The following is a 25,417-nucleotide window of genomic DNA, read 5'->3' as shown; positions in this document are numbered from 1 at the left end:
TAAAAAATAAAAAGGATTTTTACTACAATCCCTAACGCGAAACAAATGTATAACTATTTTTATAGTTATACAACTACAATTATAGTTATTTAACTATTTTTTAAGTTTATAAAAAAAACCTTTCATTTTTTATTTTTCACTTTTCACTTTCATTTATCTTCGCAAAAAATTGGATTACATGAGTTTGCTTTGGATCATCTTAGGATTGATACTTTTGGTTGTAGGAGGAGAGTTTTTAGTGCGATCTTCAGTGGCACTGTCTTTTAAGTTAAACATTTCTAAAATGGTGATTGGAATGACAGTTGTAAGCTTTGCAACATCTGCTCCAGAACTATTGGTGAGTTTAAACGCTGCGCTAACTGGTTCTCCTGCAATAGCGATTAATAATGTTATTGGTTCTAATATTGCTAACATAGGATTGGTTCTAGGAATAACAGCCTTAGTAAGTTCTATTGCTGTCGATAAAAGTTTTTATAAGCTCAATTGGCCAGTTATGATGTTGTTTTCTATAGCGTTATACTATTTCTTGAGTAATGATAATCAGCTTACACCAATAGAAGGTTGTATTTTATTTGGAGCATTAGTTTTGTTCTTATTTGTTTTGATTAGAGCAGCCAAAAAGGAAGATGTTGTTGAGGAAGTAGATGATAATCTTGCTGTGGTTTCAAATTTTAAAATCATAATGTGGCTTTTAATAGGTGCTGTTGCATTGTATTTTGGTTCAGAATGGTTGGTTGAAGGTGCTAAAGATTTAGCTAAAACTCTAGGAGTGAGTGATGCAGTTATTGCTGCAACTGTAATTGCAATTGGTACAAGTGTACCAGAATTAGCAGCTTCCGTGATTGCTGCTGTTAAAAAAGAAAAAGCCTTATCGCTTGGTAATTTAATAGGATCTAATATTTTTAATATAGGTTCTGTTTTAGGATTAACGTCAATTGTAAAAACGATTGAAGTCACAGATGCAAACATCTTATCTAGAGATATCTATTGGATGCTAGCTTTTGCTGCGATATTAATTCCGTTAATATTTATTCCGAAGCGATTAAATATTTCTAGATACAAAGGATTATTACTGGTCGTTGGTTACGGATTGTTTATTTTCTTTGCGTTTAAGTCATAAAAAAAACGCCTTCTGTTTAATAGGAAGACGTTTTTTGGTGAGTATATGTATTCTTCTAGCTAATATTAGCAGATTTTACAGTTTTTATAATTCGGCCAGCAATTTTGTAAGGATCTCCATTTGAAGCAGGACGACGATCTTCAAGCCATCCTTTCCAGCCATTCTCAACAGTTATAATTGGAATACGAATAGAAGCACCTCTATCTGAAATACCATAAGAAAAATCAGAAACATGTGCAGTTTCGTGCAATCCAGTTAAACGTTCGTCATTATTGGCGCCATAAACATCAATATGCTCTTCAGTAACTGGTCTAAAAGCTTCACAAATCTTTCTGTAAGTTTCTTCGCTACCACAAGTTCTCAATGTGGTATTAGAGAAATTAGCATGCATTCCAGAGCCATTCCAGTCGCCTTTTACTGGTTTTGGATGATATTCAATATAGTAACCATATTTTTCAGTAAGTCTATCTAACAAATAACGAGCAACCCAAATTTCGTCACCAGCTTTTTTTGCCCCTTTTGCAAACAATTGAAATTCCCACTGGCCAGGAGCAACTTCTTGATTAATGCCTTCAAAGTTTAGTCCTGCTTCAATACATAAATCTGCATGCTCTTCAACAAAATCTCTTCCCCAAGTGTAGCGTCCACCAACTGAGCAATAATATTTTCCTTGAGGTCCAGGAAATCCACCTCTAGGAAAACCTAATGGTAAATCTGTTTTTGTGTCCATCAAAAAATACTCTTGTTCAAAACCAAACCAAAAATCATTGTCGTTATCGTCAATTGTAGCTCTCGCATTTGAAGGATGAGGTGTGCCATCAGAATTTAATACTTCAGACATGACCAAATATCCATTTTTTCGTGTAGGATCAGGATAAATTGCTACAGGCTTTAATAAACAATCTGAAGCACCTCCTTCAGCTTGTTCTGTTGATGATCCATCAAAAGACCAAATAGCGCAGTCTTCTAATTTACCACTAAAGTTATCTTCAACTTTAGTTTTGCTTCTCATGTTTTGTGTAGGTTCGTGACCATCTAACCAAATGTATTCTAATTTTGATTTACTCATGATGTTTGATTTTATTGAAAATTAAAACGCAAATATTATAATTTTTACGAAATGGTCAAAAAAAATAGGGTTATTTTAGATAAAATGTTATTTAAAAATGTTTAAGCCCTAATTTTTTAAGGGATAATTTTATTTAGTTTGTAAATATTGTTATTTTTGCCCTGTAAAATAAAAAACACATACCTATTATGTCTACTTTAAGATTTCATGCGTTAAAAGAAGTTTTTAATCACAAACCAACTACCATTTCAGAAGATGTTAGACGATCTGAGATTTTTGGATCTAACGTGTTTGGTGAATCAGTAATGCGTCAGTATTTGACAAGAGAAGCGTTTGAAAGTGTGATTGATGCTATAAAAAAAGGATCAAAGATTGATAGAACTGTAGCAGACCATATTTCAACAGGAATGAAAGAATGGGCAATTTCAAAAGGAGTAACACACTATACACACTGGTTTCAACCTTTAACTGGAGCTACTGCAGAAAAACATGATGCTTTTTTTGAAACCATAGGAAATGGTTTAGCAATTGAAAAATTTGGAGGAGGACAACTGGTTCAGCAAGAGCCTGATGCATCAAGTTTTCCTAATGGAGGCATTAGAAATACATTTGAAGCTAGAGGTTATACAGCTTGGGATCCAACATCACCTGCTTTTGTGTATGGAACCACGTTGTGTATTCCTACAGTTTTTGTGTCTTATACAGGAGAAGCTTTAGATTATAAAACACCATTATTAAGAGCGCTTCAGGCAGTAGATAATGCTGCAGTAGCAGTTTGTAAATATTTTGATAAAAATGTTAAAAAAGTAAATGCATCCTTAGGTTGGGAGCAAGAATACTTTTTAATTGATAGTGGTTTGGCTACGTCTAGACCAGATATTACATTAACAGGAAGAACACTTCTGGGACATTCTCCAGCTAAAGGTCAGCAATTAGATGATCATTACTTTGGAACAATTCCTAACAGAGCGATGGCTTACATGCGTGATTTGGAAACGGAATGTATGTTGCTTGGAATTCCTGTAAAAACAAGACATAATGAAGTTGCACCAAATCAATTTGAGCTGGCTCCAATTTACGAGGAAGCTAATTTAGCTGTTGATCATAATTCCTTATTAATGGATGTGATGGATAAAATAGCTGAACGCCATAATTTTAAAGTGTTATTTCACGAGAAACCTTTTGCAGGTGTTAATGGTTCTGGAAAGCATAATAATTGGAGTTTAGGTACAGATACTGGAGTAAACTTATTGAGTCCAGGTAAAACACCTATGAGTAACCTTCAGTTTTTGACTTTCTTTATTAATACGATAAAAGCGGTTTATGATAATGAAGAATTGTTAAGAGCTGCAATTGCTTCAGCAAGTAACGATCATCGATTAGGTGCTAACGAAGCGCCTCCAGCAATCATTTCGGTATTTATTGGAGAACAATTAACACGTACATTAAATGAATTAGAAAATGTAACAAATGGTAAATTATCACCTCAGGAAAAAACAGATTTAAAATTAAATGTTGTTGGTAAAATACCTGATGTGTTGCTTGATAATACTGATAGAAACCGAACGTCTCCTTTTGCCTTTACTGGTAATAAATTTGAATTTAGAGCTGTAGGTTCTACTGCAAATTGTGCCAATCCAATGACAGTGCTAAATACAATTGTTGCTAAGCAGTTAGTCGATTTTAAAGCGGAAGTGGATGCGTTGATTTCAAAAAAAGACATGAAAAAAGATGACGCTATTTTTAATGTGTTAAGAGAATACATAAAAACGTCAAAACCTATTCTTTTTGAAGGTAATGGTTATGGAGAAGCATGGGAAAAAGAAGCTAAAAAGCGAGGCTTAAGTAATCATAAAACAACACCAGAAGCATTAAAAGCTAAAGTGTCTAAGAAAAGTATTCAGCTTTTTGAAGAGATGAAAGTGATGAATAAAATTGAAGCTGAAGCACGTTATGAAATTGAAGTTGAAGAGTACATGTTGAGAATTCAAATTGAAGGACGTGTACTAGGTGACATCGCTAGAAATCATGTGGTTCCAACCGCAGTTCGTTATCAAAATATATTAATTGATAATGTAAAAGGACTAAAAGAGATTTACGGAACTTCTTTTAAAAAACTTGCTAAAGAACAACTTAACCTTATTGAGCAGATTTCTAATCATATAGAAGGAATTAATTCAAACGTTACAAAAATGATTGAAGAACGTAAGAAGGCTAATACAATTTCAGGTTTAGAAAAGAAAGCTAAAGCGTATTGTGATATAGTAAAGCCGTTGTTTGAAGATATTAGATATCATTGTGATAAGTTAGAGTTATTAGTAGATGACGAGCTTTGGCCTTTAACAAAATACAGAGAACTTCTTTTTACTAAATAGTACGTTTTTTGAAAGAAAATTTTTTATAAACGATTAATTCAAATCTTATAGGAATGAATTGATTCTGAATAAAAAAAGCATTGATTAAATTAGCCTGTAAACCATATATTTCTATTGTTTTGCAGGCTTTTTTTTGTGTTTAAATCGTTCAACTTTGTACGTATTTCTACTCTATTTGTAGGAAAAAAGAGGTATTTCAACGCCTTATTTTTACAGCTAATCGAAAAAGAGGCTAACACTATATACCTAGCGACTTAATTGATTATGTTTGTAGTGCTATTAATCAATTTTTGTAAAAATGAAAAAGTTACTACTTAGTGTGGCTGCTTTGATGTTTGCTACATTGCTATTCTCTCAAGATGACGCTTCAGATGTCAATGAGGATCTTACGCATGATGATGTCGTAAAGACAGAATTACGTTTACAAGCAGAATCGTAAACACTTTTCAGTTACAAAAGAAACAGTCTTTAGATTACACACTATTGACTAGAAAGACAAACGAATTACAATTATTTCGTTTGTCTTTTTTTATGGATGCAGATGAAATGTTTGTTTGTCGTAATCTATTGAGAATTAATTTTTTATATTACAGTGCAATTGTCCCATAAATTGTGAGCATTACATCTATGTTGTTATTAATTTAAGTTTAATTAATATTAAAATTGATGATAGCAAGACCATCGTTTCTTAAAGCATTTGGTGTTTTAGTATTATGTCTAATGCCTTTAATTGTATTTGCTCAAGATGAAACTTCAAAAGAGCAAAGTGAAGCCAAAGTAAAAGATGTATATAAAACTGAATTTTACGACCTAAGAGGTACGAATGTGTTTGATGTCGCGCTAGGAACTTCTGTGATTAATGGAGATTTCGTAGATCCTATGTTCGAGATTTACAGTCATTTTGGTTATAAAAGACACATCACACCTCATTTAGGAATCGATATTGGTTATCATAAATTCAATTTGGCTTACATCGACATCTATAATGAAGGCTTTATGTCGTTTGATATTAATCTCGAACTTGCTATACTGCCACACAGTAAGGTTTCACCTTTTGTTTTTGCAGGAGCTGGCTTAAATGCATCTAACCATTTTAAAGAAACTGCAAATAAGTTTCAAGGTGGTGGTGGACTTGAGTATATTGTTTCTGAAACGTTTGGAGTAAAATTATATACAGATTATAATTATGTGTTTAGTGATGAATTAGATGGCTTAGAAGCTGGAGATTCTGATGATACATATTTTAGAATAGCTGTTGGTCTTAACTTTTATTTCGGTGGTGCTTCTCAAAAAGCCAAAAAATTAAAAGGTCAAGCTACAGTTATTGATTCTAATCTTTTAAATGATGAATATTACGGTAAAAAATAAATAACAATCCTTATTTTTGTGGTCATAATTATAAATTATGAGTGAAGACATAAGTAAACGTTATGCACAACGTGGTGTTTCGGCTTCTAAAGAAGATGTTCACAACGCCATAAAGAATATCGATAAAGGATTGTTCCCTAAAGCTTTCTGTAAAATTGTTCCAGATTATTTAACCAGCGATGAGGAGTATTGCTTAATTATGCATGCTGATGGAGCTGGAACAAAATCGTCGCTAGCTTATATGTATTGGAAAGAAACAGGTGACGTTTCAGTTTGGAAAGGCATCGCTCAAGATGCACTCATCATGAATATTGACGATTTGCTATGTGTTGGTGCTACCGATAATATCATGCTGTCTTCAACCATTGGTCGTAATAAAAATTTAATTCCTGGTGACGTAATTTCTGCAATCATAAATGGAACCGAAGAGTTAATACAAGATTTAAAATCCTTTGGTGTTACTATTCATTCTACTGGTGGAGAAACGGCAGATGTTGGAGATTTAGTGCGAACAATTATCGTAGACTCTACAGTAACAGCTCGTATGAAACGAAGTGACGTTATCGATAATGCTAATATTAAAGCTGGAGACGTTATTATTGGTTTAGAGAGTTTCGGACAAGCAACTTACGAAACCGAATATAATGGAGGTATGGGAAGTAACGGATTAACATCTGCGCGTCACGATGTATTTCATAAATATTTAGCCGAAAAGTATCCTGAAAGTTTTGATGCGTCTGTTCCTAAAAATTTAGTGTATTCTGGTCAAACTAAATTAACTGATGCTGTTGATGATTCACCTATTGATGCTGGTAAACTGGTTTTGTCACCAACTCGAACTTATGCGCCAATTATAAAAGCAATTCTTTCAAAATATAATAGTGAAACTATACATGGAATGGTACATTGTTCTGGTGGAGCGCAAACAAAAATTCTTCACTTTATAGAGGATTTACATATTGTAAAAGATAATATGTTTCCAATTTCTCCTTTATTTAAATTGATTCAGGAGCAATCTAAAACCGATTGGAAAGAAATGTATCAGGTGTTTAACTGTGGACATCGAATGGAATTATATGTGTCTTCTGAAATTGCAGACGACATCATCGCGATTTCAAAAAGTTTCAATGTTAATGCACAAATTATAGGTCGAGTAGAAGCTTCTGAAGCTAAGAAATTAACAATTACAAGTGAGTTTGGAACGTTTGAGTATTAGATAAATCCTTTTATTACAAGTAAAAACGCACAAGTTATAAAGCTGTCAAATAAAAAAATCACACTGAAAAATTTCAGATTTGATACACCTCGTATACGATAAAAACGAAGACGTTCTCGCATTTTTCTATCGCTTAACATAAACCATAATAAGAACACTAAGCATAGTTTGGTGCCTAGTGCTAAAATCAATTCTGGATTAATAATCGTAATGATTATAGTGACCAAAAACGACCAAAAAGCCATTGATTTGTAGTAGTTTAGTATGGAGGTGAACTGCTTTCGCATATTACATATAACGTTAAAACTTAAAAAAATATTTTTCTGAGTTGTTAACAAATAATCAACGGTATAAAATCCATAAAATATTGTACTTTTGAAACACAATTTTAAGAGATAGATGTTAGAGAAATTACAGATTATAAAACAACGCTTTGATGAGGTGAGTGATTTAATCATTCAGCCAGATATTATTACAGATCAAAAGCGTTATGTACAACTGAATAAAGAATACAAAGATTTACGTTTGTTAATGGATAAGCGTGAATTATATATCGAATTATCGAATAATCTTCAAGAAGCTGAAGAAATTATTGCTGATGGAAGTGATCCTGAAATGGTAGAAATGGCTAAAATGCAATACGACGAAGCTAAAAATGGTATTCCAAAACTTGAAGATGAAATTAAGTTTTTATTAATTCCTAAAGATCCTGAAGATTCTAAAAATGCTGTGGTAGAACTACGAGCTGGAACAGGTGGTGATGAGGCTAGTATTTTTGCTGGAGATTTATTCAGAATGTATACAAAATATTGCGAAGGCAAAGGATGGAAAGTTGATGTCGTCGATTATAGTGAAGGAACTAATGGTGGATTTAAAGAAATTCAGTTTGAAGTGTCTGGTGAAGATGTCTACGGAACATTAAAATTTGAAGCTGGTGTACATCGTGTGCAACGTGTGCCTCAAACCGAAACCCAAGGTCGTGTGCATACTAGTGCTGCTACTTGTATGGTGTTTCCTGAAGCTGAAGAATTTGATATCGAAATCGATCCTAAAGATGTACGTATCGACTTTTTCTGTTCTTCTGGTCCTGGAGGACAATCAGTTAACACAACCTATTCTGCTGTGCGTTTAACACACGAACCTACAGGATTAGTAGCGCAATGTCAAGACCAAAAGTCGCAGCATAAAAATAAAGAAAAAGCCTTCAAAGTATTGCGTTCAAGGCTTTATGATTTAGAATTAGCTAAGAAACAGGAAGAAGATGCAGCCAAACGTGGAAGCATGGTAAGTTCTGGAGATCGAAGCGCAAAGATTAGAACGTATAACTATCCGCAAGGTCGTGTCACTGACCATAGAATCGGACTCACATTATACGATTTGCAAAATATTGTAAATGGAGATATCCAAAAAATTATTGATGAATTACAACTTGCTGAAAACACTGAAAAACTAAAAGCAAGCGACGAACATATTTAATAACGAGCCTCATTTTGAGGCTTTTTTTATAGCATGACAACACAACAACTCACTGAACAAATTCAGAAAAAGAACTCTTTTCTATGTATAGGATTAGATGTCGACCTCAATAAAATTCCGAAGCATTTGCTAGAGGAAGAGGATCCTATTTTTGCATTTAATAAAGCAATTATCGATGTAACCCATCACTTATGTGTAGCCTATAAACCAAACACTGCTTTTTATGAAGCTTATGGTTTAAAAGGTTGGAAGGCTCTAGAGAAAACCATCAAATATCTCAATGAAAATCATCCTGAAATTTTTACAATTGCTGATGCTAAACGTGGTGATATTGGTAATACGAGTCATATGTATGCAAAGGCCTTTTTCGAAGACTTAGCGTTTGATAGCGTTACTGTTGCACCTTATATGGGAAAAGATTCAGTAGAGCCATTTTTAGAATTTAAAGACAAGCAAACAATTTTATTAGCCTTGACCTCTAATCAAGGTGCATTCGATTTTCAAACAAAAACAATTGAAGGCGAAGAAGTATACAAGCACGTTTTAAAAACATCTAAAACTTGGAAAAATTCAGAAAACCTAATGTATGTTGTTGGTGCAACTAAAGCTGAATTTCTTGCAGATGTAAGAAAAATCATTCCAGAAGCGTTTTTATTGGTTCCAGGTGTTGGTGCTCAAGGTGGAAGCTTAAAAGACGTTTGTAAATACGGAATGAACTCAAATATAGGTTTGTTAGTCAACTCTTCAAGAGGCATTATTTATGCGTCTAATGGAAACGATTTTGCACAAGCTGCTGCTGAAAAGGCAGAAACTTTACAACGTGCAATGGCTCAAGAATTAAAATAAGAATATTTGAAATTATAACACATGCATAAAATAGATTTTGAGCTTATCGAAATGACCATGGATGTCATGAAATATGCTATCGATCGCATTTCACATACCAAACAAAAAATAGGAAAACCGCTTAAAGCTGAAGCTCTTAAAGAGTTGGTTGGTGAAACCATTACAGAAAAGGGAATTGGAGGAGAACAGGCGTTTCAGTTATGGAAAGAGCATTTGGCTAAAGCTAGTGTTCCGGTTGATCATCCTCGAAATTTAGCATTTGTACCAGCAGCACCAACCAGATCAGCAGTAATGTTTGATTTGGTGACTTCAGTGTCTAGTATTCATGGCGCGTATTGGATGGAAGGTGCTGGAGGAATTTTCTGCGAAAACGAAGCCATGAAATGGGTTGTTTCTTTAACAGGTTTACCTAAAGGTGCTTTTGGAGTCTTTACAAGTGGAGGAACTGCGGCTAATTTATCTGCTATTGTGACTGCTAGAGAACATTGGCGAGAGGATGATACTTACAAAAGAGAAAAAGGATTAATCATTACTTCTATTGGTGCACATTCGTCTATAAAAGCTATGGCTAAAGTGGCAGATGTTGATATATTATTGGTGAATTCTGAAGAAAAATTAACAGGAACAAACCTTAAAGATACAATTGAAAACTTAACCTTCCATCAACGTAAACGATTATTTGCTGTAGTAGCTACTGGTGGAACAACCAACGCAGGAATCATCGATGATTTAGATGGTATTGCTGAGGTGTGTGAAAAAGAAAAACTCTGGTTCCATGTTGATGCTGCTTATGGAGGAGGTGCTTTAGTAGCTGATTCTGTACGTCATTTGTTTAATGGTATTGAAAGAGCAGATAGCATCACCATCGATCCTCATAAATGGATGTTTTCTCCTTATGACTGTGGAGCTGTAATTTATAAACAACCTGAATTTGCTAAAAATGCGCATTCACAACAAGGCTCGTATCTCGATATCTTTAAAGATGAAGGTGCTCATGGTTTTAATCCAACCGACTATCAAATTCAATTAACGCGTCGTGTTAGAGGATTACCATTGTGGTTTTCATTGGCAACTCATGGTACAAATCGCTATAAAGAAGCTGTCGAAAGAGGTATCGAATTGGCTCAAATTGCTGGTCGTATCATTAAAGATAATCCTAATGTAGAATTGGTTCGTGAACCTAGTTTGTCTTGTGTATTGTACAGAAGAATAGGTTGGAATCCAGAAGATTATACAAACTGGACTTATGACAATCACGATAAAGGATTTGCCTTAGTAACACCTACCAAGTGGAAAAATGGAGACCATTTTGAAACGGTTTCTAGATTTTGTTTTATCAATCCAGATACTACTGAAGAGGATATCAAGATGATTCTTGATACAATGGCTTGAAAACATAAATTTCAATTACATGATATGGTCATAAGTTGTTAAAAACTAAATCCAAAAAATCAACATTCTAAAATCATAATTCGTAAATCAATTATTACTTTTGCACATGCAACACAACAAAGTCCTTATTTTAGATTTCGGTTCGCAATACACGCAGCTAATTGCACGTCGTGTAAGAGAGTTAAATATCTATTGCGAAATTCATCCATTTAATAAAATTCCTAACGATTCTAACAGTTTTAAAGCTGTTATTTTATCTGGTAGCCCAAATTCGGTTAGAGGTAAAGATGTACTTCATCCAGATTTATCAAATATTAGAGGAAAAAAACCAATGCTAGCCGTTTGTTATGGTGCTCAATATCTAGCTCATTTTTCTGGAGGAGAAGTGGCAGAATCGAACACTAGAGAATATGGAAGAGCAAATTTAGCTTTTGTTAAGGCTGATGAAGATTTTTTTGAAAACATACACGAAGGCAGTCAGGTTTGGATGAGTCATAGTGATACCATCAAACAACTCCCAACAGGAGGAGTGTTATTAGCAAGTACTGAAGATGTTGAAAATGCAGCTTACAAAATTGAAGGTGAAGATACCTACGCCATTCAGTTTCATCCTGAAGTATATCATTCAACTGATGGTCACCAATTATTACATAATTTCTTAATTAAAATTGCTAAAGTCGAGCAAGATTGGACACCTCAATCCTTTGTTGAAGAAACGGTTGAAGCTCTTAAAACTCAAATCGGAAATGACAAAGTGGTTTTAGGTTTATCAGGTGGTGTAGATTCGTCTGTAGCTGCAATGTTATTGCATAAAGCTATTGGAGAAAATTTGTATTGCATCTTTGTAAATAACGGATTACTTCGTAAAAATGAATTCGAAGATGTTTTGCATCAATACGAAGGTATGGGACTCAACGTAAAAGGTGTTGATGCTTCGGCACGCTTTTTGGATGCTTTGGCTGGTAAGAGCGATCCTGAGGAAAAAAGAAAAACTATAGGTCGCGTGTTCATTGAGGTTTTTGATGATGAAGCACATCGTATTCAAGATGTAAAATGGTTAGCGCAAGGGACTATCTATCCAGATGTTATTGAAAGTGTTTCAGCAACTGGTGGACCAAGTGCAACGATTAAGAGTCATCATAATGTTGGAGGTTTGCCCGACTTTATGAAGCTAAAAGTAGTCGAACCATTAAAGACCTTGTTTAAAGATGAGGTAAGACGTGTTGGTGCTTCTATGAATATGGATGCACAACTATTAGGTCGTCATCCGTTTCCAGGTCCTGGATTAGCCATTCGTATTCTTGGAGATCTAACTCCTGAGAAAGTTCGTATATTACAAGAGGTAGATGCTATTTTTATTAATAACTTAAGGTCTTGGAATTTATACGATAAAGTATGGCAAGCTGGAGCAATGTTATTACCAGTTAATAGTGTAGGAGTGATGGGAGACGAAAGAACGTACGAAAAATGTGTAGCATTGAGAGCTGTTGAAAGTACAGATGGTATGACAGCCGATTGGGTAAATTTACCATATGAATTTTTACAAAAAACCTCAAACGAAATAATAAATAAGGTGAAAGGCGTTAATAGAGTAGTATACGATATTAGCTCAAAACCACCAGCAACGATTGAATGGGAATAAATTTGTGACCTAATTCTAAGATTTGTTTCTAAATCCTAGAATCATTCTTCCCTTTTTAAGGGAAGGTAGTATTATTCCGAAGTAAATAATTTCGGAAAGGTTATTTTTAATCCTTATAAAAACATAAAATGTCAACTTCGGAAGACCTTAAAGCATATTTTTGAATGAAAAAACTCTTAATCTTCATTGTAGTTTTCTGTTGCAGTCTATCTGTAATGGCTCAAGATTACAAAACACACAAGGTTCAAAAAGGTGAAACCATTGAGCAAATTGCCAAACAGTATTTGGTAACACCTTTCGATATTTTTGCACTTAATCCTGATGCTAATAAAGGTTTGAAACCTAACATGGTTTTAATTATTCCTTCGTCTCGTGTAAAAAACGATCCAATAGGAGAAGAAACTAAAGAACTTATCGGTTATAAAGCACATAAAGTAAGACGTAAAGAAACACTCTTTAGTATTTCGCAAAAATATAGTGTTGAAGTAGAAGATATCAAAAAAGCGAATACATCGTTGTATTCTAAAAACTTAAGAAAAGGAGATAAAATTAAAATTCCGCGTTTTAAAACCGTTGTCAGTAAGGTTAGTTTAAACAATACAATCAAAAAATATACGGTTTTACCAAAAGAAGGGAAGTGGCGAGTGGCTTATAAATTCGGAATTACTGTTCCAGAATTGGAAGCCTTAAACCCAAATATGAATGAGGTTCTGCAGCCTGGTGACGAACTTAATGTGCCTAACATTAGCAATAATGAAGAAAAACCAGTTGAAGAAGATTTCAACTACTACACCGTTTTAAAGAGTGAAGGTTATATGGCTTTAAATCGAAAGCTAGGTGTAACACAAGATCAATTAGAAGCTTTAAACCCAGAACTTAAAGAAGGTGGTTTAAAATTAGGAATGGTATTAAAAGTACCTGGACATATAGAAACAACCAACGTTGTAAGAGATGTTGCTAATACCAACTTAACTGCTAATCTAAAAAACCTTAGTGCTAAACGTTTAGCTTTGATGTTGCCTTTTAGCTTAAATAAAGTTGATGTCGATTCGGTACAAGAAGCAAAAAAGATGATTCGTGCCAATGGCTTATTATCTGTGTCTTTAGATTTTCACTCAGGTGTGTTAATGGCTTTAGATTCAGCTAAAGCATTAGGTATTTCTACCAATTTAAAAGTAATTGATACTAGAAATCAAATAGCTGAGGTTTCAAAAATATTAGAAGCTAATGATTTTTCAGAATATGATGCAGTTATTGGTCCGTTAATGCCAACCAATTTAGATCGTGTGGCTTCACAATTAAAAAGTGATCAAGTACCTGTAGTATCACCTTTAACGATGCCCAAGAACTTATATGCCAATGTATTTCAAACCATTCCAGCAGATGAGTTATTAGAGCAAGCCATGATCAATTACATCAAGAAAGATTCCTTTCCAAGACATATGGTCATCATTTCAGATTCTAAACATAAAGCCATAAGTGACAAGCTTAAAGGAGAGTTTCCTTCAGCAACTCAAATTCAGTCTAGAAAAGATAAAGAAGGTAAAGAAGCTTACTTTATTTATCAAGTTGATTTAGAGAATGTTTTTAAAACAGGAACCAATATCGTATTTCTTGAAACCGATAACGAAGGCTTTGCGTCTAATGTGATTAGTATGATTAACGGACTTAATATTGATGATACCAAAATTGTATTAATGACTACCAAAATGAACAAAGCGTTTGAAGGCAAAGAGATTTCTAACTACCATTTGTCTAATTTAGAATTTCATTATCCTTCTCCAAATAAGACTATTGCTGTAGAATCTAGAAATAGCTTTGTAAAAAAATACATGAATACTTATAATGTGAGTCCTAATAAATATGCAGTTCGTGGTTTCGACTTAACTCTAGATTTATTATTGCGTTTAGCGTCAGAAGAAGATTTATATCAAGCTTCATCTAGCGATATAGAAACCGAATATGTCGAGAACAAATTCAGATATTCAAAAAAGATGTTTGGAGGTTACTATAACGAAGCAGTTTACATAGTAAAGTACGATAATTTAACCATTATAGAAGCTAAACAATGACTTCAAAAGTAATCTATTTAGGTGGTTTAAGAACCGAAAGTACGCATGTTAAATCTGGAAATTCTTTCTTTACAGATGCTCCAACAGACAATAATGGTAAAGGAGAAGCGTTCTCTCCTACAGATACTGTTGCTACAGGATTAGCGAGTTGTATGATTACCGTTATGGGAATTAAAGCACGTGATATGAATGTTGACATGACTGGAACCACAGCGCATGTCACTAAAACGATGGCAAGTAACCCTAGACGAATTTCTAAGATTGAAGTCGTGTTGAATTTTCCGTTTGAAGCAGATGATAAAACGCGTAAAATTTTAGAACATACAGCAAATACCTGTCCTGTGCATTACAGTTTACATCCTGATATCGAAAAAGATATCACGTTTAACTGGAAATAATGCTAACTAGATTTTTTTTAATTCTTACGCTTGTTACATTCAATACTGTAGATGAAGCAGAAACCATTGAATGGAATGAATCTCAAAAACTGTCGTGGAACGATTTTAAAGGAAAAGCAAAAACCAACACAGATGCTGCAGCAGTCACTGCATCTGGCATTACATTTTCGTATTCGGTAAAGAAAACAGACGGACAAATAACAAGTTTTGAAACCCAAGCCTATGCACACTTTTATCCTAAAAGTTCTTGGTATATTGCTTCACGATGTAACGATCATATTTTAAAACATGAACAACTGCATTTCGATATTACCGAATTGCATGTACGTATCTTTCGTTATCGCATATCTCTATTGGAAGTCTCAAACAATGTCAAGTCTCAATTAAACGCCTTGCATAAAGAAATCAACAAAGAATTGGCAAACATGCAAGAAGCCTACGATACCCAAAGCCAAAACTCTATCAATAAAGAAGCACAGGCTAAATGGAATACTTATGTAGCTGAAAATTTAAAGACCTTTGAAGCTTTTAAATCTGAATAATAATTTAGAATATTTTGTCATTCCAATCAACGTCAGAAATCTCATTAAACTCTTCATTAGCTTACTATTATCATTCAGACAGAACAAAGCGACGAGGAATCTCATCAACCTATCCTCTATTGTCATTCCGACCAGAGTGGAGGAATCTAAAGAGATTTCTCGACAGGCTCGAAATGACATTATTAGTTTATTTTAGCAATAAAGATTTATAACATGCTCCAACCAGATCAACAATTCCTAATCAAGCTCGCACATGCTAAAATGCCCTATGGAAAATATGAAGGCAGATACTTAATTGACTTACCAGAATATTATGTGGTATGGTATCACAACAAAGGCTTCCCAAAAGGCAAATTAGGAGACATGATGCAACAAGTTTATGAACTTAAAATTAACGGACTCGAGTATTTAATTAGAGACCTTAAAGATCGGTTTCCGAAGTAATGCAGTTTTAAGTAATTCAAGTTTTTATTTCTTTTAAGATATTGTATATTGAGCATTCAAAAGACTTTTACAGTCGTTAGTCTATATACAAACCAACCTTAAGATGAATAAATTTTACATAGCGTGTTTCTTATGTGTACAATTTGCAACTGCACAACTGTCCTTACCTCAGTTTATTAATTTTGATAACCCTTCTTCAGATGAAGGTTGGACGCATTATGCTCTCGATGGCTCTGATAATTGGGAACGCGGTCATTCAAATTCAAACCCTTTTGATACCGACTTGTCTTGGAATACCACCTTAAATGGTTCTCCAGACTCATATTCAGAAATGGCTTTAGAAAGTCCTGCATTTGATCTAACTAATGCGGCATTACCTTACGTATTGACGTTTAAGTATGAAGCATCAATTAATCAAGGACAATTGTATTTAGAATATACTTTAGATAACGGAGCAACTTGGAGTCTTCTAAATCCTGATGGTGCGTCAAAAAGAAATTGGCAAACAGCTGGTGGCTTTTCATTGTCTTTTGGTGGCTTTAGATATCCAGCGTTAGATATTTCATCATTAGCAGGGAATAATAATGTTAAATTTAGATTTAGATTTAAAACTAGTTTTTACGTCAACGGATTTGGTTGTAGCTTAGATGATTTTGCTATTAAACCTGAATATTATAACATCTATGCGACCACAGGTGAAGATATAGAAATATCACCTTTATGTCCAGAGATTGAAGTCAATACAAGTCTTAATTTCGATAATCAATATTCTCAATATTATGCATTAGAAACCAATTATTACCTTTCAACTGATACCCAGTTAGATGCTTCAGATACATTTCTAGGTACACAATCTGGTAATTGGAGTAGCAGTGATACAACTTTTGAATATGTAGTTCCTACACCTCCAAGCTTAACACCTGGTCAATATTATATTGTATACAAACATGATTACACAGATGCTCTAGAGGAAGATGACGAAACAGATAATGTTGGCTATGCATCTTTGTTAGTAAAACCCATTTTTACATTACCATATACTACAGATTTTGAAGATGACGATATTAACTGGAAATCTAATAGAGGCTCTTTCACCGATTTTGATATTTGGGAACGAGGTGTAGGGACTAGGCATCATATTGAAGAAACACATTCGGGAGATTATGCTTGGCATACAAGTAATACTATAATTGAGCATCCAGATGGCACTTTTCAATCGGTAGAATCTCCATATTTTAATTTGGCTTCTGAAACTGATCCGATAATTTTGAGTTTCTGGTATAAAGCTAATTATCCTAATGGAGTAGGTTACTATGACAACGAATATACTGTACAATATTCGATAGATTGTAATCCGTATTGGCAAGAACTAGTTATTATTCCAGAAAACATGTCTGACGATTGGGAATATTTAAATATTCCATTAGATCCTAGTATAAGCGATAATGAAAATGTAAGGTTTAGAATTACATATCACAATGAGTATATAGAACCTGAAGGCCTTATTTTTGACGATTTTTATTTAGGAGTCGAAAAACCAGACTTATCTATTGAGAGTATTTTTAGTAATGATAGATATACCTCTTCAAACAACGCTACAGATGTACTTAAGTATCAATTAAGAAATTCAGGTACAAATCTATCACAAAGTATTGTCACTAATTTTTATTGGTCTAATGATAATGTATTAGATGCAAGTGACGTGCTTTTAGGTTCTAATACAATATCTACTTTAGCAGGAAATAATACTGGTGAATGGCTAGAGTTTAATTACACTAAGCCAACTGTTGCTACAGGAAATTATTTTATTATCTATGATATAGATCCGAGTAATGCTTTAGACGAAATGAGAGAAACGAATAACATTGGAGTGATTCCTATTGAGCAAACCGAAACATTTAATTTTCCTTATTTTAATGACTTTGAAAATGATATTACTGGATGGAAACACAATGCAACATTAGGTCAAGATGATTGGGAATTGACCAATGCGCAAGGCCAAATTTTAAATACTGTGTTTTCTGGAGACAATGCATTTATCACTAAACCTTCCGGAATTGCTTCTCCATGGAGTAGAATGCATTTATATACACCTGTATTCGATTTAAGTTCATCTGTAAACCCAGTACTAGAGTTTGATATGATACTTGATAATTTTGCGTTATGTCATTGCTTTGAGTTTACTATAAATGTGAGCTATACTACAGATAATGGCGCGACATGGTTACCATTAAACCCTGTCAATGAGTCGTTCTCAAAATGGAAAGATGTTTTAGAATACAATGAATATGATGCAACAGATGTGTTAAATGGCACACCATATACCGAAGCTTTATTTAATAAAACTGAATTAGCTTTAGCAGGATATTCAGCCTATAATTCAAGAGATATAGACCGCAATACAAAATACATCCTTAGCATACCACAATTACAAAATGAAACCAGTGTTCGATTTAGATTTAATGTTGGTACAATGAACAATGATGGCACTTCTGGTAATGGAGACACAGAAGGTGCATTGATAGATAATTTCCAAATCCGTGAAGCCGAAATAGATTTACTCGTACCATATGATAAAAATCTATACCTAAGTGCTGCAACTCAAAAACTCAATTTTTCAATTGATGTGAAAAATGTTGGAAACTATATAAGTTCACCTTCAAATATAAAGTTCTATTTATCACAAGATGAAAACTACGATGCTGGTGATTATTTAATTGGAACACAACCACTAAATCAAATTAAACCTGACCGAAATCACCACCTTATTTTAGAGTACAATCTCCCTAGTACACTATCAGATTATAGTTATTTGGTGTATGTAATTGATGATACTGATTCTAATGACGAAATAGATGAAACAAATAACTCGGGAGCTTGGTCTCTTGGCCTTGGTGGTATTACTCAATTTCCTTATTTAGAAAACTTTGAAGCAGATGTGTTACATGGCTGGAGCGGATTTGCATATACTAATTTTACGTCAACAGCATTAACTAACTACCGAGTTGTTAATAAGCTTGCACTTACCGAAAGAGTAAGTATGAGCGAACGACTTTATGATGGAGTTTTAAGAACTGAAGAAGTTCCTTACGGAAGCTGGCAAACGTGGTACACACCATTATATTACATACAAACTCCAACATTTGATTTTACTAATACAGACACATCAGAGCCTTTGGTGATGGCCTTCGACTTAATGAGCATAGGTAAGTATAATGAAAATGGTGCTAATATGGAATACTCATTAGATGGTGGTGCCACTTGGACAATCTTAACCGTTAATTCTAGTCCTACAACAAGTAATTGGTATCCGTATTGGACATCAATGAGTGATATGGCTGGACAACCAGGTTGGTTTGATTATAACGGAGTAATTTTAGATGTAAAAATGGACATCTCATTCTTGCAAAACGAAAGTAGTGTAACATTCAGGTATAAATATTTCAGCAATTATGCCACTGCATCATCTGCACCAAGAGGGTTTAGATTAGATAACTTTGCAATAGGTGGTGAAACGATTATAAATGATATAGATTGTGTTCAAGATGTACCTTACACTATGGATTTTGACGATTATGAAGCACCTTGTTGGTTTCTAAATGGTGTTCAAATGAGAAGTACTCAAGCTGAAATTCAATGGGAACTTGCAAATAATTTTTCAAGCGATTTTAGTATGTATTCAGCAAAAATAAATATTGACAATCAAGGAGATGCTGATGGAGCTTGGCTAATGTCTCCTAATTTTGATGTCGATGAGCTATCACAGCTTAAATTTAATATTGCACTTACTCAAACAGGGACTAATAATGCAACCAGTTTAGGTAGTGATGATCAGGTTGTATTAATGTCTTCTTACGATAATGGAGAAAATTGGACACCTCTAAGAACATGGAACAGTGCGTCATCTATTTCAAATGAAAATCAATTAATAGAAGAATCTATTACTCAAACAGGTTTTGTGCGCTTTGCATTTTGGGCAACTAACGGAACCATTAATGATGCCAATAGTTCAACATTTTATGTTAGTAATTTTACAGTTAATGAAAGTGTCTTAGGTATTGATGAATTTCAAACAGATGATTTTAGCTATTTTCCAAACCCAGTTACTAATCAATTAACAATATCGGCTAACAATATAAATTTAGAGCGTATAGATGTTTTTAATGTGTCTGGTCAGTTATTGTTAAGTACAAAACCCAACACAAAGGAGTACGAAATAAGTTTCGAAAATCATGCATCAGGGATATACTTTGTAAAAGTAACGTCTAATGAAAACTCTAAAGTCTTTAAGATTTTAAAAGAATAAAAGAAAACTCTAAATAAAAGCTTCCCAAAAGGCAAATTAGGAGACATGATACAACAAGTTATTGCTAAATTTTTAGTCAAAAATCAATCATAATCGATCAGCCATATTTTAGTGGCTAGCTTTTATGTTGTATAATCTTTTTAATTCTCTTGTTTATGATTTCAGATAAGTTCCAGTTGTAAAGCTTTTCATCAGTTGTGCTGTAAAATAAAACAACAACAGTATCAAGTTCTTCATAATATTTCGCGAAACTTTGATATCCAGGAACCCAACCAGAATGTTCGTACTTATACAACGAAGCATAGATTTCTTGTTCTCCTTCTTCAAATAAGGAGCCATCATTTAATGCTCTCAGAAAAATGCCTACATCTTCTGCAGTAGCAACCATACCATAATCTTCTTCTTTTAAATCAAACGGATATCCCAAATGATAACCACTCATTACATCATCTAAAACAACATCATTTAATGAGCCAAACGTATTGTAAAGACCTAATGGTTTAAGAAATTGTTCGCGCTTAAATTGAAAGTTGTTATAACCTAGCACATCATCCATTATTTTATTAATTAAAAGATAATTAGTATTACAGTATTCGTAATCTTCATCAGGCTCAAAATTGGCTGGCTTATCTAAAATCAATGATAAGCTTTCGTTATACGTCTTTGTTGGACTAGCCCAAAAGTTTGGAGTATTCGTAAAATTAGGAATACCACTTCTGTGCTGTATCATTAATCTTAGAGTTATGGTTTCGGCATATTCAATTCTGCCTACAAGCTCAGGCAAATAATCAGCAATGGTTTTATCTAACGATAGCTTTCCATCGTTAACCAGTTTAGTGACAGCTACTGCATCATACAACTTACTAATACTGGCAATCTTAAATAGAGCGTCTGGTTGAGCAGGCGTCTCAGATTCTCGATGGTGTAAACCCGAAGCATAAAATTGTGGAGGTTTTTTGGCTTGGTCTACATAAACAACCATACCATCAAATCCGTGACCAATGGCTTCATCTAATTGTTCTTCAATCGTTTCAGGAAGTGGAAGTATCCATGCCTTAACCAACTGCCACGGAACAAAAAACATCGAAATCACTACAGAAACAACTAAAACAACTCTCAGTATTATTATAGATTTAGATTTGTTCATTTATAATATAAATTCATCTTATTTAGGTTCAACATTCATTTATTTTGAATGTTACTAAGTTAAGCTTTTTATAAACTGTTTTATAAATTCTATACATAGTTCTTTCAATATAAGATCAAAAACAAACTCTATAAAATAACATTAGTAAATAGTTTGTTAACTATTTTCCATTCTCCATTTATGCAAAAAAGTGATAAATAATCATAATAGTTAAAGCCTAGCATAGGTACATGTAACTTTGCCATTGCAATTTTACCAAGTATATCTATACCTATAATAGACATGCTTTGAGTTTCTCCTAAATCATAAGGACTTTTTCTGTTTTCTACCGTTTTTATATACTCATCAATACTTTCAGAGTATTCAACCGAGTTTAAATCACCATAAAGACTCGCATTAGCACTAAAGCAAGCCTCCAGATTCGAGGTTTTACCATAAAAAATTCCCTCAAAATAGGTGTCTATTAAGCGTTCTATATCTCTAACGCAATCTTGATACATCATAATTATTTTTTTGTGTTTAAAGATGGACTTCCATTAACTCCCCAATTCTCAAGAGGTACTTCATCAATTATCACATGAGTCGTTTCAGGTTTTTTGTTTAAAATAGTAACAACTAACGCTGTGGCTCCTTCAATTAAAAGTCTTTTTTGTGTTTTAGTCACATGAGTGTCTGTTACTTTAATGTTTATATAAGGCATAATTTTTTGTTTTAGTTAATTTTAATAATCAGAAAATATAATCCCAACAATTTGCAGATTAAAATTGGTAACCATAAATAGTGAGCTAAGTGTGTAAATGCAGGCCTTCATTGTCTAAAAACTAATAAGGCTACAATTAAGTTTCGCTTTATTAAATCAATCCCATATAGAAGTTGTAGATACAGCATACTTACCAGCACCTAATAAAAATATAACAACCGAACCAAACATAAACAGTCCTTGTAGCTCAATACCCCAACCACCAAAAGCGTTTAAAGTAAAAATGTCAGCTAAGTGAGCCATTAAAATTGCAACAAGCATATTAAATGCTAAAACTAAACTTGCTAACCTTGCTCGCCATCCAATAATTATTAGTAATGGCGCAATAATTTCACCAACAAAAACCAAATAGGCAATAAATTCAAAAAGACCAATACCATTTAGTAAACTTTTAATAAATAAATAGTCAGAAGCCAAGTTTGTGAGTCCGTGTAATAAAATAAGTATACCAATACTCAATCTCTGTAAGAGTAATCCTGTGTTCAAATTTTGAAAATTTTCTAAAGTGTTCATATCATTTAATTTTGAAATAGTATTATCATACAAAAGTCAAATAATGATAAGGCAAACAACAGGACTATTGTCACTATTAATTAGTGACAAATATCACACTCAAAAAAAAATACTTTTACGAACTTAACCTGCTTAAGGTTTCTCTACTAACACCCAAGTAAGAAGCAATTAATTTTTTAGGCACTCTTTGAAAAAGTTTAGGATACTGTTCAAGCAACAGTTCATATCGTTCCTTCGATGAATTTTTTATTAACGATAAAATCCTATTCTGAAGTGCTATTCTGCCAAACTTACTTTTTTTTGCCCAAAAACGTTCCATTTTGTGCATTTCTTTAGTGAGTTTTTCTCTATTTTCATAAGTAATATAAAGCAATTCACAATCTTCAATACAGTCTATATATATTTTAGATTTAGATTGTTTTACAAAAGATTCATAATCTGTAATCCACCAATCTTCCATGCCAAATTGTAAAATATACTCTTTCCCATTCTCGTCAAAAAAGTAACTTTTTAAACAGCCCTTTACAATCCAATATTCTTTATCAGCAATTTCACCCTCTTGCAAAATGTATTGATGCTTACGCTTAGTTGTAGTTTCAAAATAACTCAAGACAAGTTCAAACTCTTCATCTGTTAGTTTAATAAGCTCTTCTATGTGTGCTCTTAAAGGATGCTTCATTTAAATATTATAACTAATTAATATTACATCAATTTTAGTGATGCCTATACAAAGTTATAAATAATGCCTTTACTGCACCTGTCCGTGAGAATGCTTGCAGTACAGTAGCAATTTGTTAGTGCCTAAGTATAATTCACAACATAAAATTAACAAATTATACTATGTCTTAAGTAACTAGCAAAGTAAGCACTACTCTTATCATAAGAGTTGACAAACATTGTATATACAAACAACTAAATCATCAAAAAGTACAACGCCCAAAACCTTTTAAACTTAAGTTTTGGGCGAGCTTATAACTAAAACCAGTTAAACGTCAGTATCAGTTAGATAAGTTAAGTATAGGTTTAACCAAACTAATTAACTATTACTTTCTTTGTCTCAGATCTTTTTTTATCACTAATTTTTATTAGATAAACACCTTTTTTCAAATTAGAAACATCTATTGTTTTTGTTGTAGGGTAGATAGTGTTTATTTTTTTTCCAACGATATCATAAACTTCAATTTTAAGAGCCTCATCGGCATCTATATTAATATAGCCTAAAGAGGTTGGATTTGGATATACTTTATAAGATGGCTCATCATGTAATACAGGATTTGTACTTAAAGTGCCAGGATTTTCATAAGCACCTAAATCTTGAATATTAAAAAACCTAAATTCTCCAGTTACATCATAAATATAAGGTCCAGATGTATTTCCAGCTGCTTCTAAAAGTACAGAGCCATTCTTTGGCATTAAGCCATCATCAAAAGTTCTCCATAAATTATCATTTCCTTTCGGATTGTTTATATCTACAAAAATATCAGTAGCTGTTAATGAAGATAAATCTGTAAAATGTCCTGATACCTGTTCTATTTCTCCATATGTAGTTTGAAAGTCAGAAGCATTATACGTACTACTGCTATATGAAGCGTCTAGATCACCATATACATCATCGTTACTGCTATCTCCATTGTTAAAAAATACAGACTTACTAACCGAACTTGATCTAGTGGTTGAGTATTGAATGTCTAACGGTATCTTTTCATTATTTACTAGTGTACCGTTTAAAATAGTAAACTCTGCATCATCAGTGGTTATAGCACTACCTCGGTTGAAGGCGTAGTTATTATAAAATACAGGGTTGTAAAAACGAACATCATCAGAATTAACTAGGGCTACAGCGCCTCCTGTACCTCCAACACCAGAAAGAACCTCAGCTCTGTTGCCCTCAAAAATGGCGTTGTAAAAAATAGGGTTGGCATCGTTTATTAAAATACCTCCACCTGCAACTACACTTTGTGCAATATTAAAAGAAAACGTAACATTTTCCATAACAAGTCGGTCTGCAAACGGAGATTGAGTAGCATGATTAATATATATTCCGCCACCACGATTAGCCCTGTTTTCAGAAATATTTAAGTTTTTCAATGTTGGTCTAGCATAGGTAATGTAAATTCCTCCACCTGTTTGTGAAAAAAAAGTTCTTCCATCAAAATTAACGCTAACACCACCTTTAGAATTCCCATGTTCAATTGTAAAACCATCTAATAAAGCATCTTTAGACGTGTTGGTAATAATTATTACATGATGACTATTATCACTAAAATTAGCAATATTTCCTATTTCACCACTTAATATGGTTTCATTTGCTATAAAATCTCTTTGAGATAAAGTCGTTTCTGTACCTAAAAAACCTCCATATAGCTTTATATTCTTATTAAGGTAAAAGCACCATGATCGCAAATCACCTTGTGCACTTGCATCTGGAGACTCGGCTGGTTTATATGTTCCAGAAGCCACCCATACCTCATCAGCAACGTTAGCATTGTTTATAGCAGTTTGTAAATTAGTGTACGCATCATTCCATGAAGTACCATCATTAGATCCTGTAGCATCATGTTTTACATAGATCTGTCCTGATAGTGAAGTAATATTTACGACTAGACATAAAAGAATAAGGTTAATTTTTTTCATAGTTTGGTTAAATTAAGTTAGTTAAATTTAGTTGCTAAAATTGATTTTTTTTATGATAAGCAAAACACAATTGTAATATTTTTCCTAAAAAGTTGAT

Annotated in this window: 21 protein-coding genes; 14 read left to right on the top strand and 7 right to left on the bottom strand. The window is 33.4% G+C overall.

Annotated features, from left to right (window positions below):
- The first annotated feature begins 178 nt into the window (after nucleotides 1–178).
- Nucleotides 179–1,120 (top strand): calcium/sodium antiporter, encoded by a 942-nt coding sequence (locus ACP15M_RS10445; protein WP_425077158.1) that lies wholly within the window; start codon nucleotides 179–181, stop codon nucleotides 1,118–1,120.
- 55 nt (nucleotides 1,121–1,175) lie between these two features.
- On the opposite strand, the gene ACP15M_RS10440 is transcribed toward ACP15M_RS10445, so the two are convergent.
- Nucleotides 1,176–2,189: a glutamine synthetase beta-grasp domain-containing protein gene (locus ACP15M_RS10440; RefSeq protein WP_425077157.1), complete on the bottom strand. Its 1,014-nt coding sequence runs from the start codon at nucleotides 2,187–2,189 to the stop codon at nucleotides 1,176–1,178.
- A gap of 188 nt (nucleotides 2,190–2,377) precedes the next feature.
- On the opposite strand from ACP15M_RS10440, the gene ACP15M_RS10435 reads away from it, so the two are divergent.
- The 13 genes from ACP15M_RS10435 (at nucleotide 2,378) to ACP15M_RS10375 (ending at nucleotide 20,266) form a co-directional block, all read left to right on the top strand.
- The gene (locus ACP15M_RS10435; RefSeq protein ID WP_425077156.1) at nucleotides 2,378–4,564 is read left to right on the top strand and encodes a glutamine synthetase III; all 2,187 of its coding nucleotides are present in this window, start codon (nucleotides 2,378–2,380) and stop codon (nucleotides 4,562–4,564) included.
- 298 nt (nucleotides 4,565–4,862) lie between these two features.
- The gene (locus tag ACP15M_RS10430; protein WP_425077155.1) at nucleotides 4,863–5,003 is read left to right on the top strand and encodes a hypothetical protein; all 141 of its coding nucleotides are present in this window, start codon (nucleotides 4,863–4,865) and stop codon (nucleotides 5,001–5,003) included.
- Between the two features lie 227 nt (nucleotides 5,004–5,230).
- Nucleotides 5,231–5,932 carry a Curli production assembly/transport component CsgG gene (locus ACP15M_RS10425; RefSeq protein ID WP_425077154.1) on the top strand — a complete coding sequence of 234 codons (702 nt, stop codon included), beginning with the start codon at nucleotides 5,231–5,233 and terminating at the stop codon, nucleotides 5,930–5,932.
- A gap of 37 nt (nucleotides 5,933–5,969) precedes the next feature.
- A complete protein-coding gene (locus ACP15M_RS10420) occupies nucleotides 5,970–7,148 on the top strand; it encodes an AIR synthase related protein (RefSeq protein WP_425077153.1) in 1,179 nt (392 codons plus the stop codon).
- Between the two features lie 399 nt (nucleotides 7,149–7,547).
- Complete coding sequence (gene prfA, locus ACP15M_RS10415) at nucleotides 7,548–8,624, top strand: peptide chain release factor 1 (RefSeq protein ID WP_425077152.1); 1,077 nt, start codon at nucleotides 7,548–7,550, stop codon at nucleotides 8,622–8,624.
- Between the two features lie 33 nt (nucleotides 8,625–8,657).
- Nucleotides 8,658–9,470, top strand: coding sequence for an orotidine-5'-phosphate decarboxylase (gene pyrF / locus ACP15M_RS10410; RefSeq protein WP_425077151.1), 813 nt, complete (start codon nucleotides 8,658–8,660; stop codon nucleotides 9,468–9,470).
- 21 nt (nucleotides 9,471–9,491) lie between these two features.
- Nucleotides 9,492–10,862, top strand: coding sequence for a pyridoxal phosphate-dependent decarboxylase family protein (locus ACP15M_RS10405; RefSeq protein WP_425077150.1), 1,371 nt, complete (start codon nucleotides 9,492–9,494; stop codon nucleotides 10,860–10,862).
- A 106-nt stretch (nucleotides 10,863–10,968) separates the two neighbouring features.
- A complete protein-coding gene (guaA, locus tag ACP15M_RS10400; protein WP_425077149.1) occupies nucleotides 10,969–12,504 on the top strand; it encodes a glutamine-hydrolyzing GMP synthase in 1,536 nt (511 codons plus the stop codon).
- 164 nt (nucleotides 12,505–12,668) lie between these two features.
- Nucleotides 12,669–14,576, top strand: a complete 1,908-nt coding sequence (locus ACP15M_RS10395) for a LysM peptidoglycan-binding domain-containing protein (RefSeq protein WP_425077148.1) — start codon at nucleotides 12,669–12,671, stop codon at nucleotides 14,574–14,576.
- Nucleotides 14,573–14,974, top strand: coding sequence for an OsmC family protein (locus ACP15M_RS10390; protein ID WP_425077147.1), 402 nt, complete (start codon nucleotides 14,573–14,575; stop codon nucleotides 14,972–14,974). Before ACP15M_RS10395 ends, ACP15M_RS10390 begins: the two co-directional genes overlap by 4 nt.
- Nucleotides 14,974–15,516, top strand: a complete 543-nt coding sequence (locus ACP15M_RS10385; RefSeq protein ID WP_425077146.1) for a DUF922 domain-containing protein — start codon at nucleotides 14,974–14,976, stop codon at nucleotides 15,514–15,516. The genes ACP15M_RS10390 and ACP15M_RS10385 overlap by 1 nt, the downstream gene beginning before the upstream one ends.
- Nucleotides 15,517–15,729: 213 nt before the next feature.
- Nucleotides 15,730–15,960 (top strand): DUF3820 family protein, encoded by a 231-nt coding sequence (locus tag ACP15M_RS10380; RefSeq protein WP_425077145.1) that lies wholly within the window; start codon nucleotides 15,730–15,732, stop codon nucleotides 15,958–15,960.
- Nucleotides 15,961–16,063: 103 nt separating this feature from the next.
- Nucleotides 16,064–20,266: a CARDB domain-containing protein gene (locus ACP15M_RS10375; protein ID WP_425077144.1), complete on the top strand. Its 4,203-nt coding sequence runs from the start codon at nucleotides 16,064–16,066 to the stop codon at nucleotides 20,264–20,266.
- Between the two features lie 115 nt (nucleotides 20,267–20,381).
- Here ACP15M_RS10375 and ACP15M_RS10370 read toward each other — a convergent pair whose 3' ends face one another.
- From ACP15M_RS10370 to ACP15M_RS10345, 6 genes are all read right to left on the bottom strand, one after another.
- Nucleotides 20,382–21,413: a serine hydrolase domain-containing protein gene (locus tag ACP15M_RS10370; RefSeq protein ID WP_425077143.1), complete on the bottom strand. Its 1,032-nt coding sequence runs from the start codon at nucleotides 21,411–21,413 to the stop codon at nucleotides 20,382–20,384.
- Between the two features lie 128 nt (nucleotides 21,414–21,541).
- Nucleotides 21,542–21,916 carry a nuclear transport factor 2 family protein gene (locus ACP15M_RS10365; protein WP_425077142.1) on the bottom strand — a complete coding sequence of 125 codons (375 nt, stop codon included), beginning with the start codon at nucleotides 21,914–21,916 and terminating at the stop codon, nucleotides 21,542–21,544.
- A 2-nt stretch (nucleotides 21,917–21,918) separates the two neighbouring features.
- Nucleotides 21,919–22,113, bottom strand: a complete 195-nt coding sequence (locus tag ACP15M_RS10360) for a tautomerase family protein (protein WP_425077141.1) — start codon at nucleotides 22,111–22,113, stop codon at nucleotides 21,919–21,921.
- Nucleotides 22,114–22,269: 156 nt separating this feature from the next.
- The gene (locus ACP15M_RS10355) at nucleotides 22,270–22,686 is read right to left on the bottom strand and encodes a DoxX family protein (RefSeq protein WP_425077140.1); all 417 of its coding nucleotides are present in this window, start codon (nucleotides 22,684–22,686) and stop codon (nucleotides 22,270–22,272) included.
- Between the two features lie 115 nt (nucleotides 22,687–22,801).
- Entirely contained in the window at nucleotides 22,802–23,365 is a 564-nt protein-coding gene (locus tag ACP15M_RS10350) for a Crp/Fnr family transcriptional regulator (protein WP_425077139.1), read from the bottom strand.
- Between the two features lie 353 nt (nucleotides 23,366–23,718).
- Nucleotides 23,719–25,320 (bottom strand): T9SS type A sorting domain-containing protein, encoded by a 1,602-nt coding sequence (locus tag ACP15M_RS10345; protein ID WP_425077138.1) that lies wholly within the window; start codon nucleotides 25,318–25,320, stop codon nucleotides 23,719–23,721.
- Between the last annotated feature and the right edge of the window lie 97 nt (nucleotides 25,321–25,417).

Origin of the sequence: Psychroserpens sp. S379A (genome assembly GCF_049800755.1) — a bacterium.
GTDB lineage: Bacteria > Bacteroidota > Bacteroidia > Flavobacteriales > Flavobacteriaceae > Psychroserpens.
Note: the sequence above shows the minus strand (reverse complement) of the source record. Positions and strands in the feature narration are given on the sequence as shown.

Bases quoted from the DNA above. Each gene is read 5' to 3' on its own strand.
- ACP15M_RS10445 (WP_425077158.1), top strand. From the start codon at position 179: ATGAGTTTGCTTTGGATCATCTTAGGATTGATACTTTTGGTTGTAGGA.
- ACP15M_RS10440 (WP_425077157.1), bottom strand. From the start codon at position 2,189: ATGAGTAAATCAAAATTAGAATACATTTGGTTAGATGGTCACGAACCT.
- ACP15M_RS10435 (WP_425077156.1), top strand. From the start codon at position 2,378: ATGTCTACTTTAAGATTTCATGCGTTAAAAGAAGTTTTTAATCACAAA.
- ACP15M_RS10430 (WP_425077155.1), top strand. From the start codon at position 4,863: ATGAAAAAGTTACTACTTAGTGTGGCTGCTTTGATGTTTGCTACATTG.
- ACP15M_RS10425 (WP_425077154.1), top strand. From the start codon at position 5,231: ATGATAGCAAGACCATCGTTTCTTAAAGCATTTGGTGTTTTAGTATTA.
- ACP15M_RS10420 (WP_425077153.1), top strand. From the start codon at position 5,970: ATGAGTGAAGACATAAGTAAACGTTATGCACAACGTGGTGTTTCGGCT.
- prfA (WP_425077152.1), top strand. From the start codon at position 7,548: ATGTTAGAGAAATTACAGATTATAAAACAACGCTTTGATGAGGTGAGT.
- pyrF (WP_425077151.1), top strand. From the start codon at position 8,658: ATGACAACACAACAACTCACTGAACAAATTCAGAAAAAGAACTCTTTT.
- ACP15M_RS10405 (WP_425077150.1), top strand. From the start codon at position 9,492: ATGCATAAAATAGATTTTGAGCTTATCGAAATGACCATGGATGTCATG.
- guaA (WP_425077149.1), top strand. From the start codon at position 10,969: ATGCAACACAACAAAGTCCTTATTTTAGATTTCGGTTCGCAATACACG.
- ACP15M_RS10395 (WP_425077148.1), top strand. From the start codon at position 12,669: ATGAAAAAACTCTTAATCTTCATTGTAGTTTTCTGTTGCAGTCTATCT.
- ACP15M_RS10390 (WP_425077147.1), top strand. From the start codon at position 14,573: ATGACTTCAAAAGTAATCTATTTAGGTGGTTTAAGAACCGAAAGTACG.
- ACP15M_RS10385 (WP_425077146.1), top strand. From the start codon at position 14,974: ATGCTAACTAGATTTTTTTTAATTCTTACGCTTGTTACATTCAATACT.
- ACP15M_RS10380 (WP_425077145.1), top strand. From the start codon at position 15,730: ATGCTCCAACCAGATCAACAATTCCTAATCAAGCTCGCACATGCTAAA.
- ACP15M_RS10375 (WP_425077144.1), top strand. From the start codon at position 16,064: ATGAATAAATTTTACATAGCGTGTTTCTTATGTGTACAATTTGCAACT.
- ACP15M_RS10370 (WP_425077143.1), bottom strand. From the start codon at position 21,413: ATGAACAAATCTAAATCTATAATAATACTGAGAGTTGTTTTAGTTGTT.
- ACP15M_RS10365 (WP_425077142.1), bottom strand. From the start codon at position 21,916: ATGATGTATCAAGATTGCGTTAGAGATATAGAACGCTTAATAGACACC.
- ACP15M_RS10360 (WP_425077141.1), bottom strand. From the start codon at position 22,113: ATGCCTTATATAAACATTAAAGTAACAGACACTCATGTGACTAAAACA.
- ACP15M_RS10355 (WP_425077140.1), bottom strand. From the start codon at position 22,686: ATGAACACTTTAGAAAATTTTCAAAATTTGAACACAGGATTACTCTTA.
- ACP15M_RS10350 (WP_425077139.1), bottom strand. From the start codon at position 23,365: ATGAAGCATCCTTTAAGAGCACACATAGAAGAGCTTATTAAACTAACA.
- ACP15M_RS10345 (WP_425077138.1), bottom strand. From the start codon at position 25,320: ATGAAAAAAATTAACCTTATTCTTTTATGTCTAGTCGTAAATATTACT.